A 15,942-nucleotide genomic window follows, 5' to 3' on the forward strand; every position below is an offset into this window, starting at 1 on the left:
AGCGCGTGGTAGTCGATTCCTTCGTCGATCTGTTCGGCACCGATCCGATCGTTCACGGTCTCGTCGGCGGCCTCGTCATCGCCGCGCTCAACCTGCTGGGCGCGTCGCTGATCTTCGTCTGGCGAAACCCCTCCGATCGGGCGATGAACGCCGCGCTCGGGTTCGCCGCGGGGATCATGCTCGCAGCGAGTTTCACGAGCCTCATCATCCCCGGCATCGAAACCTACTCGGACGGAAATCCGATACCCGTTCTCGTCGGGGTCGCGCTCGGCGCGCTGTTTCTGGATCGCTCCGATCTGCTCGTCCCTCACGCCCACTTCCTGCTCACCGGCCGACGACGACGCGACGCCGCCGAACCCGGCACCGAACTCCCGGTCGACGACGAGCGGCTGGCGGCCGTCGTCCTCTTCATCCTCGCGATCACGCTCCACAACATGCCCGAGGGGCTCGCCGTCGGCGTCGGCTTCGGCAGCGGCGACCTCGAGACGGCGATCCCGCTGATGCTCGCGATCGGGGTTCAGAATATACCGGAGGGGTTCGCGGTCTCGCTGGCGGCGGTCAACGCCGGGCTGGACAGGCGGTTCTACGCCGTTCTCGCCGGGATTCGGGCGGGCGTGGTCGAGATTCCGATGGCCGTCCTCGGCGCCTACGCCGTCGTCTCGATCTCGGCGCTGCTGCCGTACGCGATGGGGTTTGCCGCCGGGGCGATGCTGTTCGTCATCAGCGACGAGATCATCCCCGAGACGCACGCGAGCGGGTACGAACGGGTCGCGACCCTCGGGACGATCCTCGGCGTGATCGTGATGCTGTATCTCGATATCTCGCTGGGCTGAACCACGTCGACCAGCGGTACCGGGTACCGAGAGAAGCGTGAACGCGTTCCGACGACGCGACCGTCACCGGGTGACTCGAGCGTCCGGGAACAGTGATAGGTCGCGACCGTCTTCACTCGAGTATGCAGACGTTCGCCGAGCGACGCGAGATCCGAGACGAGGTCGCCGACCACCGCGAGCCCGACCACGAGATCGACCCGCTGTTCGTCAACCGCTGGTCGCCGCGCGCGATGACCGGCGAACCGCTCGAGGAGATCGTCCACCGGGGCGGCTTCGAGTAGCGGGCGGGGAACCGCCGTTCGCTCGGGCCGAAAGCCGGCAAGCCTTCCAATCAGGCTGCATCTTTTTCCGGTTCCGGAATCCGTAGCCGGTAGATGACAGTGCCGAATCACGATCGCCGAGCGGTTTCGAAACGGCGGGCACCGACGCTCGCCCGGAGCGAACGATGAGTACGATCGGTTCGGCGGGATCCGGACGGATCGGACGCTTCTTTACGCAGCTGGGCAACGTCGCGAGCAGGCTGATCAAGCGGTACCTGCCCGACGCCTTCATTTTCGCGCTGCTGTTGACGCTGCTGACGATGGTCATCGCGGTGGTCGTCACCGACGAGGGGCCGGCGAGCGTCGCGACCCACTGGGGCGAGGGGTTCTGGGAGGTCATCACGTTCTCGACGCAGGCCTCGCTCGCCCTGCTGACGGGGTGGGCGCTGGCGGACTCGCCGCCGATCAAACGCGGGCTCCGACGGATCGCCTCGATACCGAGCAGTCAGACGCAGGCGATCTTCGTCGTCGCGCTCTGTGGCCAGCTACTCGGGCTCTTTCACTGGGGCGTCGTCCTGGTCGCCGGCGCGATCCTGGCCCGGGAGGTCGGGATCGCGATGGCCGAGCAGGGGACCGATGTCCACTACCCGCTGCTCGTCGCGGCCGCCTACGCGGGGCTGTTGCCCTGGCACCAGGGGCTCTCGGGGGCGGCGCTGTTACTCGTCGCGACCGATGGCCACTTCGCCGAGGAGACGATGGGCGTCATCCCGGTCTCGGAGACGATCTTCCACCCGATCAACCTCGTGATGATCGCCGCCGTCGTCGCGGTCGTCGTCGTCCTCATGCCGCTGATGGCGCCCGATCGGGAGAACGTCACGACCGTCCCCGAGGAGAAGCTGCGGGCTGCCCGGGGTGAGAGCGCGCAGGGCAGCGACGTCGGTGAGCGCCCCCATCGGATGCGGGACTCGCGGCTCAAGGCGGCCGTGCTCGACAGCACGCTGGTGTGTGTCGGCGTCGGCGCCGCCATCTGGGCCTACCTCCTCTACCTGTTCTCGACCCAGCCGTTCATGGACGTCCTCGACATCAACGTCCTCATCACGGCGATGTTCGGGCTGGGCTTTCTGGCGCACATGTCGCTGCGGAGCTACATCGACGTCTTCCACGAGGCGATCCGCGGCGCCAGCCAGATCATCATCCAGTTCCAGTTCTACGGCGGGATCATGGGGATCATGGTGTTCTCGGGGCTGGTCGAACTGATCGCGACCACGGCCGCCCAGTACGCCACCGACACGACGTGGTACGCGCTCGTGTTCGTCTCCGGCGGGATCGTCAACTTCTTCGTTCCCTCCGGCGGCGGGCAGTGGGTCGTGATGGGCGAGATCTACGCCTCCGCGACCCAGTCGATCGAGGGCACCCAGATGAACCACATGATGATCGCGTTCGCGATGGGCGACCAGTGGACGAACATGATCCAGCCGTTCTGGGCGATCCCGGTGCTCGGCATCGCCGGACTCACGATCCGCGATATGATGGGCTACGTCGCGGTGTTGTTCGTCTTTTCGGGCGTCGTGATGGGAACCGGCGCGCTCATGATCGGGGTGCTCGGGTGATCGCGATGGCGGGAGAACCAACCTCGGCAGAGAACGAACGACCCGTCGATACCGCCGACGCCGACCGCGAAACCGAGGCCGACCTCCGAACCGCGTTCGTCCCGACGTTCGGGAAGTACTTTCCCGAGTCGCTGGTCGGCGCGCTCGGGCTGGCCGCCCTCGCGATCGTCGCCACCGTCCCCGAACTCGAGCCGACGACCCAGCTCGAGCTGCTCGGCGGCGGGTTCTACGTCTACGATCTGTTCGCGTTGCACATGCTGTTGCTCCTCTACTGGGTGCTCGGCGCCTCGGCCGTCGAGTCCCCGCGGGTCGGCGCCGCGTTCGACCGCCTCGCGATCCGGCTGCCGACGAGCCAAACTGGCGTGATCTACGCGACTGCGGTCACCTCGCTCGCGCTCGGCTGGCTCAACTGGGCGCTCGGCCTGATCGGCGGCGTCCTGCTGGGTCAGCGGCTCTGTCGGCGCGCCCGCGAGAGCGGCACCGCGGTTCACTACCCGTCGGTGCTGACGGGCGGGCTGCTGGCGCTCGTCGTCGCCAACCAGGGGCCCTCGAGCCTCGGCGCCCTGATCGCGGCCGACGACACCGGGCTGGCGAACTTCATGATCGACGACGTCGGGACGATCGGGATGAGCGAGTTCCTCCTCCACCCGGCGAACCTCGCCCCGACGCTGCTGTTCGTCCTGACGCTGCCGCTCCTGCTGGTGTGGCTGGCGCCCGACGACGAGGACGAGATCGAACCGCTCGAGGACCGGGATCGCATCCTCGAGGGCTCGATCGCCGAGACCCTCGACCACTACGCACCCGTTCGCGATCCCGTCGACTGGGAGCCCGGCGACCGCCTCGAGAACGCCGAGTCGCTCACCTGGATCGTCGTCGCGATCGGGGTCGCCTCGCTGGGGTGGCACTTCGGTACCGGCGGGGCGTTGACCCTGCCCTGGCTGGCGTTCGGGCTGGTCGTCGTCGGGCTCGCGGTGCAGGGGCCGCCGATGGCGTTCCGCGAGAAGACCGAGGACGCGACGCGGTGGGCCAACCACATGGCGATCCCGTTCCTGCTGTACGCCGCGACGTTCGCGCTGTTGACGGAGGCGGAGCTGTACGCGCCGCTTGGCGACGCGCTGGCGGCGACCGGGCTGCCGTACGTCGCCTCCTACGTCGCCGCGTTCGGGCTCGGCCTGCTGGTGCCCGATCCCGGCTCCCTCTGGCTGCTCCAGGGCCCCGCGGTGGCGGCCGCGGGAGTCGAAGGGGTGCCCGCGCTGGTCGCGACCATGTACGGCGCCGGCGTCTCGAACCTCTGGCTCGCGTTCCTCTTCGCCAGCGTGCTCTCGATCTACGGGTTCGACTGGCGGGAGTTCGCGACCTACGCCGCCGTCGTCACGCTGTACGTCTCGGCCGTCGTGGTCGGCTCGTTACTGATCGTCTGACTCGACGTCCCGCTTCGCAACACATTATCACTCGGCGGACGAACGGGGGCACATGACTCGCGACATCCTGGTCGCCGGCGAGACGCTGATCGACTTCCTGCCCGAGCATCCGGGACCGATCTCGAGCGTCGAGCGCTTCGACCGACGGGCCGGCGGCGCGCCCGCGAACGTCGCCGTCGCCCTCGAGCGCCTCGAGCGGACGCCGCTGTTCTGGACCCGCGTCGGCGAGGACCCCTTCGGCCGCTACCTCGTCGAGACGCTCGACGAACACGGGCTTCCGGATCGGTTCCTCGAGCGCGATCCCGCGGCCCAGACGACGCTGGCGTTCGTCACCCACGACGAGACCGGCGACCGGGAGTTCTCGTTCTACCGCGACGACACTGCCGACACTCGAATGGAGCCCGGTCGGATCGACGACGCCGTGCTCGAAGAACTCGAGTGGGTCCACGCCGGCGGGGTCGCCCTCTCGACGGGGTCCTCGCGGGAGGCCACGCTGGACCTGCTCGAACGGGCTGCCGCCAACGACTGTACGGTCTCGTTCGACCCGAACGCCAGACCGGAGCTGTGGTCCGACGACGCCGAGTTCCGGGCGGTCGTTCGGGAGGCGCTGGCACACGTCGACGTGCTGAAGGCGGCCGAGGAGGAACTCGAGGCGCTCGGATTCGCGGGAGCGGGCGTCGAGGAGGTGGCCCGGGACGCCCGCTCCTTCGAGGAGGGGCCATCGACGGTCCTCGCGACCCGCGGCGGCGAGGGGGCGCTCGCGGTCGCCGGGGAGGACGCGCCGTGGTCCGGAACCGCCGACCACCCCGGGTACGAGGCCGACGTCGTGGACACGACGGGGGCGGGCGACGCCTTCGTCGCCGGCGCGATCGCGGCGCTCTCCGACGGAGAGGATCTCGAGGAGACGCTCGCGTTCGCCAACGCCGTCGGCGCCGCCGCGACGACGGCCGCGGGCGCGATGACGGCGCTGCCGGATCGCGATGCGGTTCGGCGAATCAGAGCCGACGAGTAGGCCTCACTCGTCCCGGCCGAACGTGAACAGTCGGACGTTACAGTCCGGGCAGAACAACTTCTCCGCGGGCAGCGAGCCGATCGGCGTCACCTCGCCACAGCAGGTCGACTGCGTGATCTCGAGGGAGCCGTCACAGAGCGGACACGCCTCGAGCAGCGAGCGCAGCGGGCGGCCGGCCGCACGCCTGATCGCGGGATCGTCGACCCGCGACTCGAGCGCCCGCGCGGCGCCGAGTTCGGCGACCGCGATCTCCCGGCGGAGCGTGACGATACCGCCGCCCTCGCCCTGCAAGACGAGGTAGGAGCGCCCGAAGCTGCTCCCGACCCGGGCTTCGGTGTCGGGCGCCGTGTGCCGGTCGGCGAGCGCGGCGAGTTCCTCGAGGTCGCGGTCGCGAAGCGATCGCATCTCGTCGCGCCAGGCCGATCCGAACGCGGGCTCGAGCCGGAGCTCTTCGCCGTCGGGAACGACGACGTCCGCCTCGACCAGCGCGGCGAGAACCGCCTCGCCGGAGACCGCCTCGTCGTCGGTCTCGTCGCCGTCCGAAACCCCCGAGAGCGAGCCGGGCTCGTCGGCGTCGTGTGGATCCAGCGAGAGCGCGGCCGCGAGCCGGGGCGCAAACTGGGGCGTGTACGGAACGACGTAGCCCCGAAGCCCGATCGAAGCGAGCCCGGCGACCCCGACCGCGGCGGCCAGTCGTCGGCGGCGGGCCACGGCGAGCGCGGCAGCGGCGACCGCGACCAGCGCGCCGTTCGTGATCGTGCAGGGCCAACACCGGTTCGAGCCGGTGTACTCGGGGCGTCGAATCCGCTCGAGGAGGCGGGTCATACGGTCGCGTTTCGACCCGACGGCCTTCAGTGTAGCGACAACGAGAGTCTTTTTTACAATTACTGTTGTACACCGTTGCTATGCGACAACTGGTCACACGACGCGGGGGGCGTCTCCGGTGGCGTAGCGTGGGCAACCGCTTGCGGACGGTTCGGCGCGGTCTGACGGGCGCTCGCTCCGTTCGTCGCGTGACTCCCGCGGTGGTCGCCGGATGAACCCCGACGAACTCGTGGCGACCCTCGAGGAGGCGGGGCTCTCGCCGTACCAGTCCGACGCCTTCGTGACGCTGCTCGAGCGCGGCTCCGCGTCCGCGACGGACGTCGCACAGGCGAGTTCCGTTCCGGACCCGCGGATCTACGACGTGCTGCGAGGGCTCGAGGACCGCGGGTACGTCGAAACGTACGAACAGGGAAGTCTTCAGGCCCGGGCGTGTGACCCCGCGGGGGTGCTCGAGGACCTCCGGTCGCGGGCGACCCGCCTCGAGAGCGCGGCCGACGAGATCGAGACCCGGTGGACCCGTCCCGACATCGAGGACCACGCCGTCAGCATCGTCAAGCGGTTCGACACCGTCCTCACGCGGGCGAACGAACTCGTCCGGTCGGCCGACCACCAGGTCCAGATCGGACTCACCCCCGCGCAGTTCGACGCGCTCGAGGGCGCCCTCGAGGCCGCCCTCGCGGGCGGCGCCGACGTCAAGGTGTGTCTGTTCCCGGAGACGGCCGACGAGCCGTCGCTGCCGTCGACCGAACGGCTCGCCAGGACGTGTACCGAGGCCCGGTACCGTCGGATTCCCGCACCGTTCGTCGCGCTCGTCGATCGCACCTGGACGTGTTTCGCGCCGAACAGGCACTCGGCGAACGAGTACGGCGTTATCGTCAACGACCGCACCCACGCGTACGTCTTCTACTGGTACTTCAACACCTGTCTCTGGGACGTGTACGACCCCGTCTACTCGGACCGAAACGAGCACGCTCCGATCACGTACGTCGACATCCGTGAGTGTCTGCGCCGGGTCGAACCGCTCCTCGAGGACGACCGGCGCGTCGAGGCCGTCGTCGAGGGGTTCGAGACGGACACCGGAAACGAGACGACCGTCTCCGGTACGGTGACGGACGTCAGCTACACCGGGACGGCGGGCGGCGAGGGCGGATCGGTGCCGATCACGCAGTTCGCGGGCAAAGCCGCGTTCACGCTCGAGAGCGGGAGCGAAACCTACAGCGTCGGCGGCTGGGGAGCGATCGTCGAGGACGTCGAAGCGGTTCGGATCCGGATCGACTCGGCCGCGTGATCGCGATCGACGCCGACTGACGGCCGATTCGCGACGAGTCGAGGATCGGAACATCCTCGTTTCCCGACACGGGCGAGAGAAGTTAACTACATCCGTTGTACTCAACCCAGCAATTATAAATAGGTACAATTCAATGGTCCTGTTCATGAGTGGTAGATATTCACGGGGGAGTACCGAAAACGAATCCAGCGTCTCGCGACGGACGTTCGTCGCCGCAGCCGGGGCGACCGGCGCGACGGTCAGCCTGGCCGGCTGTATCTACGGCGACGGCGACGAGGGCGACGGCGACGTCGTCATCGCGATGGGGTCGACCACCATCGACGACGTCGAGGACGGGATGCCGGACCTGCTCTACGAGAACGGACTCGACGAGGACATCGAGATCGCCTTCAGCTCCCAGTCGGACGACACCGGCGACCAGCGAGACACCTACTCGCAGCTGATCGAGGCCGGCGAGACCGAGCCCGATCTCATGATGTGTGACACCGGCTGGACCAACGTCCTCATCGAGAACGGCTACCTCGCGAACCTCTCGGAGGAGCTCGACGACGACACGCTGGACCTGATCGACGAGGAGTACTTCGAGGCGTTCGTCGACACCGCCCGGGACCCCGAGAGCGGCGACCTGATGGCGCTGCCGCTGTTCCCGGACTACGGCTGCATGTACTACAACAAGAGCTACGCCCGCGATGCCGGCTACGACGACGACGACTTCGAGGAGTGGGCGACCGAGCCGATGAGCTGGGAGGAGTGGGCCGAGCTGACCGGGGAGATGCTCGAGGCCTCCGACGCCGAGGCCGGACTGGCGACGCAGTGGGACATCTACGAGGGGACCTCCTGCTGTAGCTTCAACGAGGTCATGACCTCCTGGGGCGGCGCGTACTTCGGCGGCGAGGAGAACCTCGGCGGTCCCGTCGGCGACCGACCAGTTACCGTCGACGAGGAGGAGTTCATCGACGCGCTCGCGATGATGCGGACGTTCGTCTCCGACGAGCAGGACGACGACACCCTCGACGAGTTCCCGACCGGGATCGCTCCGACGGACATCACGTCCTGGGACGAGGAGGGCGCCCGCGAGCCGTTCTCCTCGGGCCAGACCGCGATGCTTCGCAACTGGCCGTACATCGTGCCGGCGACACTCGACGGCGACGACTACCCGTTCGACGACGAGGACGACCTCGGCGCGATGCCGGTCCCCTACGCGGTCGAGGAGGACGAGGCCGCCCAGCCCGGCGCCGGTGGCACCGCGTCCGCACAGGGTGGCTGGCACATCGGCCTCAACCCCAACTCCGAGCGCACGGAGGAGGCGATACAGGTCATGCAGGCGATGACCGAGGACGACTTCAACCTCGGCATGCTCGAGATCGTCGCCTGGCTGCCGCCCAAACCCGACCTGTTCGACGACGAGGAGGCGACCGATCCCGACGACGTCGGTCCGATCGGCCACTACATGGAGACGCTGCGCGTGGCCGGCGAGAACGCGATGCCCCGCCCCGTCACCGCGCAGTGGCCGTCCCAGGCCGAGATCATCGCCGAACAGGTCAACCAGGCGGTCGCCGGCGACCAGAGTCCCGCGGACACCGCGGCTGATCTCCAGGAAGCGCTCGAAGAAAGCGAATCGTAAGGATGAGCACTGAACAAGAACCGGACACCGCAACCCGGGAATCGCGGCGCTCGGGACCGCTGGTAGCGGTCACGCGGTGGCTGGAAAACCTCGGCGAAACCGCGTTCGCCTACCTGCTGTTGACGCCCGTCTTCGTCATCCTGGGGGCGATCGCGCTCTACCCGCTGTTGCGGACGTTCGAGCTGTCGATGTACATCAACGTGCTCGGCACCGGCGACCCGGAGTTCGTCGGGCTCCAGAACTACGTCGACATGTTCACCGGCGATCGCGATCCGGACTTCCCCGGATCGACGACGTTCCTTCCCGACATCGCGACGAGCTCGAGTTTCCCGTTCGTCCACGTCGAGGGATGGTTCCGTAGCGCACTGATCGTGACGCTCGTGTTTACCGTCGTGAGCGTCTTCTTCGAGACGCTTATCGGGTTCGGACAGGCGCTGATCCTCGACCAGGAGTTCCGCGGCCGGCGTCTCGTCCGCGTCGCGATCATCATCCCGTGGGCGGTGCCGCTGGTCATTCAGGGGATGATCTTCTACCTGATGTTCCACCCGAGCACCGGCTTTCTCACGGAGTACCTGGCGAACTTCGGACTTCTCGCGCCGACGAACACGCTCAACGATCCGCTGAGCGCCCTGATCATCGTCACCGTCGCCGACATCTGGAAGACGACGGCGTTTATGGCCCTGCTGATCCTCGCCGGGCTGCAAAGTGTCGACCGCAGCCTCTACGACGTCGCGAAGGTCGCCGGCGCGAGCCGCTGGCAGCAGTTCAGGCTGATCACGCTGCCGCTCGTCCTGCCGGCCGTCGCCATCGCCGTGCTGTTCCGGACGATCGACGCGATGCGGGTCTACGGCCTGATCGACATCGCCTCGAGCTGTACGGTCGTCCCGTCGCTGTCGTGTATGGTCGTCGAGACGTTCAACACGAACCGCGGACTCGCGTCCGCGATCGCGTTCGTGACGGCCGGGATCATCGGCATCCTCGCGATGATCGTGATCTACAGACAGTACAAGGAGGGATTCTGACATGGCTACGACAACCGAACAACAGTCCGACGGCTCGGACACCAAGGACGGCGTCCTCGCGCAGTGGACCCAGGGCGTCATCGGAGACGACGAGAAGCGCAGCCGCCTCTACCGGGTGCTGTTTTACGTCGCCGCGGGCTTTTTCCTCGTGACGACGCTGTTCCCGTTCTACTGGCTGCTGGTGCTGGCGCTGACGCCGAACAGCCAGATCCTCACGGGTGACTGGTCGCTGCCGGTAATCGGGATCGAGTTCCCGCACCCGCAGGGGTTCAACCCCCAGGCGTTCGTCGAGGTGTTCCAGCAGATCCCGTTCCACCTCTACGTGTTCAACAGCTTCGTGCTCGCGACGGTCACGACGATCATCGTCCTGCTGGTCGCGAGCCTCGCCGGCTACGTCTTCGGGCGGCTCGACTTCCCCGGCAAGGGACCGCTCATGCTCGCCGTGTTGATGGTGTCGTACTTCCCGCCGGCGGCGTTTCTGATCCCGCTGTTCGACGCGTTCCTCGGGAACGCCGTCGTGATCCCGTTCCTCGGGATCGAGCTGTTCGAGCCGCCGCGGCTGGTGAACACGCCAGGATCGATGATCCTGCCGTTTAGCGCGCTGTTCATGCCGCTGGCGATCTTCATCCTCACCACCTTCTACTCACAGATTCCCGACGGGCTCGAGGACGCCGCTCGGGTCGAGGGGACGACCCGCCTGGGCGCGCTGTTCCGGGTCATCATCCCCCTGTCGGCGCCCGGCGTCGCGACGGCGGCCGTCCTGACGTTCATCGCGGTCTACAACGAGTACTTCTTCAGCTCGATCATGGCCCTGGAGAACGTCCCCGAGAACTGGTCGCCGCTCGTCGGCGGGATCCTGAGCTATCAGGACCAGTACACGACCGACTTCAATCTCATGGCGGCCGCGAGCATCGTCGGGGTCATCCCGATCCTGATCCTCGTGATCGTCGCACAGGAACGAATCGTTAGCGGACTAACTGCGGGAGGACTCAAGGAGTAACCTATGGCACGCGTATCACTCAGCAACGTCACGAAGCGCTACGAAGACGTCGTCGCGGTCGACGACATGAATCTCGAGATCGAGGACGGAGAGTTCGTCTGTTTCGTCGGCCCCTCGGGCTGTGGGAAGTCGACGACGATGGAGACCATCGCCGGCCTCACGAAGCCGACCGAGGGAACGATCCGGATCGGCGACGCCGACGTCACCAACCTGCCGCCGAAGGATCGGGGCGTGTCGATGGTCTTCCAGAACATCGCGCTGTTCCCCCACATGGACGTCTACGAGAACATCTCGTTCGGGCTTCGGCTGCGGAAGTACGACCAGGACGAGATCGATCGGCGGGTCGACGACGCCGCCGAGATCGTTCAGCTCGAGGGGATGCTCGATCGCGAGCCCAACGAGCTCTCGGGCGGCCAGCAACAGCGGGTCGCGATCGCACGGGCGATCGTTCGCAACCCCGACGTCTTCCTGATGGACGAGCCGCTGGCGAACCTGGACGCGAAGCTGCGGGTGCACATGCGGACCGAGCTCCAGCGCCTGCACAAGCAACTGGACACGACGATCATCTACGTCACCCACGACCAGGCCGAGGCGATGACGATGTCCGATCGGATCGCCGTCCTCAACGCGGGTCAGCTCCAGCAGATCGACCCGCCGCTTACCTGTTACAACGAGCCCGCGAACCTGTTCGTCGCCGGCTTCATCGGCTCGCCGTCGATGAACTTCACCGACGGCGAACTCGTCGACGGCGGCATCACGACCGAACACTTCGATATCGAGTTCGACACGACCGAACTCGGCGTCGGACCGGGCGACGAGATCACGGCCGGCGTCCGCCCGGAGGACATCTACCTCATCAGAAACGAGGACGAGGTCACCTCCCCCTCCGAAGTGATCGAGGCGACGACCGACGTCCTCGAGCCGATGGGCGACGAAATCTTCGTCTACCTTACGCTGGACGGCTCCAGTAGCTCCTCGATGACCAGCGACGAGGCCGCCGGCGCCGCCAACCAGCTGCTGATGAGCGTCGATCCCGACACCGAGATCGAGGCCGACGAGTCGGTCTCGGTCGTCCTCGACCGTTCGAAGGTCCACCTGTTCGACACCGCATCGGGCGACGCGCTGGCACACGGCATCGTCGACCTCTCGGAGGCAGAGCGAACGGAAGCGGCGGCCGAATCCAGGGGACAGCATGAGTAGTCTCGTTCCCGTCGTCTACTACGGGGGCTTTCTCGTGTTGTTCTTCTTCTGGATCTACGGGATCGTCTCGTTCGCTCTGGACGTGAAAAACAAGGTCATCCCCGGTATCAAGCAGTACCGCCGCGGACGCAAGCGCCAGCAGGCAAAACAGGAACGCGAGCAAGAGCAGAACGAGCAGGAACAGCAGCTGTACTGAACGGCCGACAGAAGCCGTTTTCGATCTCGGTTCGAGCGATGCGTGGAAACTGAACGCCCAGTGGATTTTTCCGGAAACGCCGTTTCATAGGCCGTCTCTCCGCTTTCCGCAGACCTCGCTCCACCCGGATTTATTGACTCTCGTCACGACGGTCTACCCGTATGGATATCGGCGTACACACCCCACCGCTCGCGGACGAATCGCTCGAGGGCGCCCTGGCGTACCTCTCGGATATCGGCGTCGACGCGATCGAACCGGGCGTCGGCGGCTTCCCCGGCGACGACCACCTCGTCCGGGCGGAGTATCTCGACGACGAAGAGGCCCAGGCCGAACTCGAGGAACTGCTCTCGGAGTTCGACATGCGGATCAGCGCGCTCGCGACGCACAACAACCCGCTGCACCCCGACGACGAGCAGGCCGAGACGGCCGACACCGAACTCCGCGAGGCGATCGAACTCGCCGACCAGCTCGACGTCGGGACCGTAACCTGCTTCTCGGGACTCCCCGCCGGCGGTCCCGACGACGAGGTTCCGAACTGGATCACCGCGCCGTGGCCGACCGAACACGCCGACGCCCACGACTACCAGTGGGAGGTCGCCGTCGACTACTGGTCGGAGCTCGCGGAGTACGCCGACGACCGCGGCGTCGACCTGGCGATCGAGATGCATCCGAACATGCTCGTCTACGAACCCCACGGGATGGCCCGCCTGCGCGAGGAGACGAACGAGCGCGTCGGCGCGAACTTCGATCCCTCGCACCTGTACTGGCAAGATATCTCGATCACCGACGCGATCCGGTATCTGGGCGAGCGCGACGCGATCCACCACTTCCACGCCAAGGACACGAAGGTCTACGAGGAACAGGCCCGCGAGAAGGGCGTCCTCGACACCACGGCCTACGACGACGAACCCAATCGCTCGTGGCTGTTCCGGTCGGTCGGCTACGGCCACGGCGAGGGCCACTGGAAGGACGTCGTCTCGACGCTGCGGATGGTCGGCTACGACGGCGCGCTCTCGATCGAACACGAGGACTCGCTGACCAGTTCCCGCGAAGGTCTCGAGAAGGCGGTCGAAATCCTCGAGCGGGCTGTCTTCCGCGAACAGCCCGGCGAGGCGTACTGGGCCGAGTAGGCGGGCCGACTGGCAGCTGTCCGTTCGACCACGGACTCCGCCACGACGGGATCTCGACCCTTGTCGCTCTCGCAGAGGGCTTATCCGGGTCGCCGGGCGTTACTAACGTATGAGTGAGCGGAGCGCGCCCGGGATGGCGTTCTGGGAGGATGCGGCCGAAGACGAGGCCCATCAGCGGTATCGAACGCTCCTTCGCACGATCGGCGACGGCATCTTTCAGCTCGACGTCGAGGGCCGCTTCGTCGCGGTAAACGACGTTATCGCCGAGTTAACGGGGTACGCGTACGACGAACTGCTGGGAGAGGGGATCGCCGACGTCCTCGACACCGACGGGTCGGCGATCGAGCGCGAAATCGAGCGACTCCGGACGAATCCCGCCGAACAGAGTGGGCTCCTCGAGGTTCCCGTCCGGACCGCCGACGAGAACCTGGTGCTCTGTGAGATTCGAGTGAATCCCTTCGACGAAGACGAGTCCCTGCGGGGCGCCGTCGGAACCGTCCGCGAGATCTCCCGCCGGGACCGAACGGAACTCGACTGGCGCAAACAGCACCGCGAGTTCGAGTACGAGGGCGAAAGCTACGAGATAACGCGCGACCTCCAGGAGAGCGAGGAGCGCTTGCGGCTCGCGCTCCAGGCCGGCGAGCTGGGCATGTGGGAGCTCGACCTCCAGACCCGGGAGTCGCCCGTCCGTTCGCCCCAGCACGATCGGATCTTCGGCTACGAGCAGCCCCGCGAGGAGTGGAGCTTCGAGATCTTTCTCGAGCACGTCCATCCGGAGGATCGCGAGTTCGTCGAGCACAGCTTCGAGGAGGCCTTCGAGACGGGAACGTGGGAGTTCGACTGTCGGATCACCCGAGCCGACGAGGAACAGCGGTGGATCGCGGCCCAGGGCGAGTTCTACTACGACACCGACGGCGAGCCGGTTCGTGCGATCGGGGTCGTACAGGACGTCACCGAGCAAAAGGAGAACGAAAAGTATCTCGAGGACGCGAAATCGCGGCTCGAGGCCGCGACCGAGGCCGGCGCAGTCGGGACCTGGGAGTGGCACGTTCCCGACGACCGGATAGTCGTCGGCGCGTCGTTCGCCGATCAGTTCGGGATCGATCCCGACGCCGCCCGCGAGGGCGTTCCGCTCGAGCAGTTCGTCTCCTCGATCCACGAGGCCGACCGCGAGCGCGTCAGGGAGAAAATCGAAACCGCGGTCGAGACGTGCGGGGAGTACGAGGCCGAGTACCGCGTTCGCAACGCCGACGACGAACTCCGGTGGGTGGTCGCCCGGGGTCACGTCGAGTGCGACGAGAACGGGAATCCGCTGACGTTCCCCGGAACGCTCACCGATATCACCGACCGAAAGCGAGCCGAACTCGAGGCCGAGAACCAGTCGCGGCAGCTCGAGACGCTGTTTCAGGTGCTTCCCGTCGGCGCGGTCGTCGCCGACGGCGACGGAACGTTGCTCAAAGCCAACGACGTCGCAGAGGAGATCTGGGGCGGAGACGTGTTCGACGCGGAGTCCGTCGAGGAGTACGACAAGTACTCCGCGGTGTGGGCCGACACGGGCGAGCCAGTCGATCCCGAGGAGTGGACGATGGCCCAGGTACTTCGGGGTGAATCGGTCACGGATCCCAACGTGTACGAGATCCACGCGTTCGACGGCGAGCGTCGGATCATCATGGAACACGGCAAGCCGGTGCGGAACGCGGCCGGAGACGTGATCCGAGCGATCGTGACGCTCACCGACATCACCGAGCGGAAAACGTACGAACAGCGGCTCGAGGAGTCCAACGAGCGACTCGAGCAGTTCGCCTACGCCGCCAGCCACGACCTCCAGGAGCCGCTGCGAATGATCACGAGCTACCTCGAGTTGCTCGAGCGCCGGTACGGCGACGACCTCGACGAGGACGCCGAGGAGTTCATCGGGTTCGCCGTCGCCGGCGCCGACCGGATGCGCGAGATGATCGACGGGCTGCTCGACTACGCGCGCGTCGACACGAAAGGCGAGCCGTTCGAGCCCGTCGACCTGGACGGCGTGCTCGATGAGACGCTCGATACCCTCCGAATGAAGATCGACGAGAGCGGAGCCGAAATCGCGGCGGAGTCGCTTCCCCGCGTGCGGGGCGACGAAACCCAACTTCGACAGCTCTTCCAGAACCTCCTGAGCAACGCGATGGAGTACTCCGGCGACGGGGCGCCCCGAATCCGCGTCGAGGCCGAGCGCGTCGGCGAAACCTGGGCGGTTGCGGTCCGCGACGAGGGAATCGGAATCGACGCCGACGAGCAAGACCGCGTCTTCGACGTGTTCGAACGGCTCCACGGTCGCGAGGAACACCCCGGAACCGGGATCGGACTCGCGCTCTGTGAGCGGATCGTCGAACGCCACGGCGGCGAGATCCGGGTGGAGTCCGAACCCGGCGAGGGGACGACGTTCACGTTCACGCTTCCCGCGGTGTAGAACGTCGTCTCGGTCCGTCTGTACTGTGGAACGCGGGAAACCGGACCGGCAACCCGGAACTTCGAAACTGCC

At 66.8% G+C, this 15,942-nt stretch carries 13 protein-coding genes and 1 pseudogene; 13 read left to right on the forward strand and 1 reads right to left on the reverse strand.

Going from position 1 to position 15,942, the window contains the following annotated elements:
* Nucleotides 1-5 precede the first annotated feature (5 nt).
* The 5 genes and pseudogenes from ACNA7R_RS00370 to ACNA7R_RS00390 all read left to right on the forward strand — a co-directional run bounded on the left by ACNA7R_RS00370 (nucleotide 6) and on the right by ACNA7R_RS00390 (nucleotide 5,136).
* Nucleotides 6-833 (forward strand): ZIP family metal transporter, encoded by an 828-nt coding sequence (locus tag ACNA7R_RS00370; protein ID WP_416281537.1) that lies wholly within the window; start codon nucleotides 6-8, stop codon nucleotides 831-833.
* A gap of 122 nt (nucleotides 834-955) precedes the next feature.
* Nucleotides 956-1,111: pseudogene (locus ACNA7R_RS00375) on the forward strand (nitroreductase); the annotation flags it as partial.
* 167 nt (nucleotides 1,112-1,278) lie between these two features.
* Nucleotides 1,279-2,703, forward strand: coding sequence for a short-chain fatty acid transporter (locus tag ACNA7R_RS00380; RefSeq protein ID WP_416281538.1), 1,425 nt, complete (start codon nucleotides 1,279-1,281; stop codon nucleotides 2,701-2,703).
* A 5-nt stretch (nucleotides 2,704-2,708) separates the two neighbouring features.
* Complete coding sequence (locus ACNA7R_RS00385; RefSeq protein ID WP_416281539.1) at nucleotides 2,709-4,124, forward strand: TIGR00366 family protein; 1,416 nt, start codon at nucleotides 2,709-2,711, stop codon at nucleotides 4,122-4,124.
* A gap of 52 nt (nucleotides 4,125-4,176) precedes the next feature.
* A complete protein-coding gene (locus ACNA7R_RS00390; protein ID WP_416281540.1) occupies nucleotides 4,177-5,136 on the forward strand; it encodes a carbohydrate kinase family protein in 960 nt (319 codons plus the stop codon).
* A gap of 3 nt (nucleotides 5,137-5,139) precedes the next feature.
* On the opposite strand, the gene ACNA7R_RS00395 is transcribed toward ACNA7R_RS00390, so the two are convergent.
* On the reverse strand, nucleotides 5,140-5,961 hold the full coding sequence (locus ACNA7R_RS00395) for a hypothetical protein (RefSeq protein ID WP_416281541.1): 822 nt from the start codon (nucleotides 5,959-5,961) through the stop codon (nucleotides 5,140-5,142).
* A gap of 211 nt (nucleotides 5,962-6,172) precedes the next feature.
* Between ACNA7R_RS00395 and ACNA7R_RS00400 the strand changes: the two genes are divergently transcribed.
* The 8 genes from ACNA7R_RS00400 to ACNA7R_RS00435 all read left to right on the forward strand — a co-directional run bounded on the left by ACNA7R_RS00400 (nucleotide 6,173) and on the right by ACNA7R_RS00435 (nucleotide 15,870).
* Entirely contained in the window at nucleotides 6,173-7,249 is a 1,077-nt protein-coding gene (locus ACNA7R_RS00400; protein WP_416281542.1) for a TrmB family transcriptional regulator, read from the forward strand.
* Nucleotides 7,250-7,394: 145 nt separating this feature from the next.
* The gene (locus ACNA7R_RS00405; protein WP_416281543.1) at nucleotides 7,395-8,873 is read left to right on the forward strand and encodes an extracellular solute-binding protein; all 1,479 of its coding nucleotides are present in this window, start codon (nucleotides 7,395-7,397) and stop codon (nucleotides 8,871-8,873) included.
* A gap of 2 nt (nucleotides 8,874-8,875) precedes the next feature.
* The gene (locus tag ACNA7R_RS00410) at nucleotides 8,876-9,895 is read left to right on the forward strand and encodes a carbohydrate ABC transporter permease (protein WP_416281544.1); all 1,020 of its coding nucleotides are present in this window, start codon (nucleotides 8,876-8,878) and stop codon (nucleotides 9,893-9,895) included.
* Between the two features lies 1 nt (nucleotide 9,896).
* A complete protein-coding gene (locus ACNA7R_RS00415; protein ID WP_416281545.1) occupies nucleotides 9,897-10,895 on the forward strand; it encodes a carbohydrate ABC transporter permease in 999 nt (332 codons plus the stop codon).
* Nucleotides 10,896-10,898: 3 nt separating this feature from the next.
* Nucleotides 10,899-12,095 carry an ABC transporter ATP-binding protein gene (locus tag ACNA7R_RS00420; protein ID WP_416281546.1) on the forward strand — a complete coding sequence of 399 codons (1,197 nt, stop codon included), beginning with the start codon at nucleotides 10,899-10,901 and terminating at the stop codon, nucleotides 12,093-12,095.
* Nucleotides 12,088-12,291, forward strand: a complete 204-nt coding sequence (locus tag ACNA7R_RS00425; RefSeq protein ID WP_416281547.1) for a hypothetical protein — start codon at nucleotides 12,088-12,090, stop codon at nucleotides 12,289-12,291. Before ACNA7R_RS00420 ends, ACNA7R_RS00425 begins: the two co-directional genes overlap by 8 nt.
* 161 nt (nucleotides 12,292-12,452) lie before the next feature.
* Nucleotides 12,453-13,421 (forward strand): sugar phosphate isomerase/epimerase family protein, encoded by a 969-nt coding sequence (locus ACNA7R_RS00430; protein ID WP_416281548.1) that lies wholly within the window; start codon nucleotides 12,453-12,455, stop codon nucleotides 13,419-13,421.
* Nucleotides 13,422-13,530: 109 nt separating this feature from the next.
* A complete protein-coding gene (locus tag ACNA7R_RS00435) occupies nucleotides 13,531-15,870 on the forward strand; it encodes a PAS domain S-box protein (RefSeq protein ID WP_416281549.1) in 2,340 nt (779 codons plus the stop codon).
* Nucleotides 15,871-15,942: the final 72 nt, after the last annotated feature.

The organism is Natronococcus sp., assembly GCF_047921035.1.
GTDB lineage: Archaea > Halobacteriota > Halobacteria > Halobacteriales > Natrialbaceae > Natronococcus.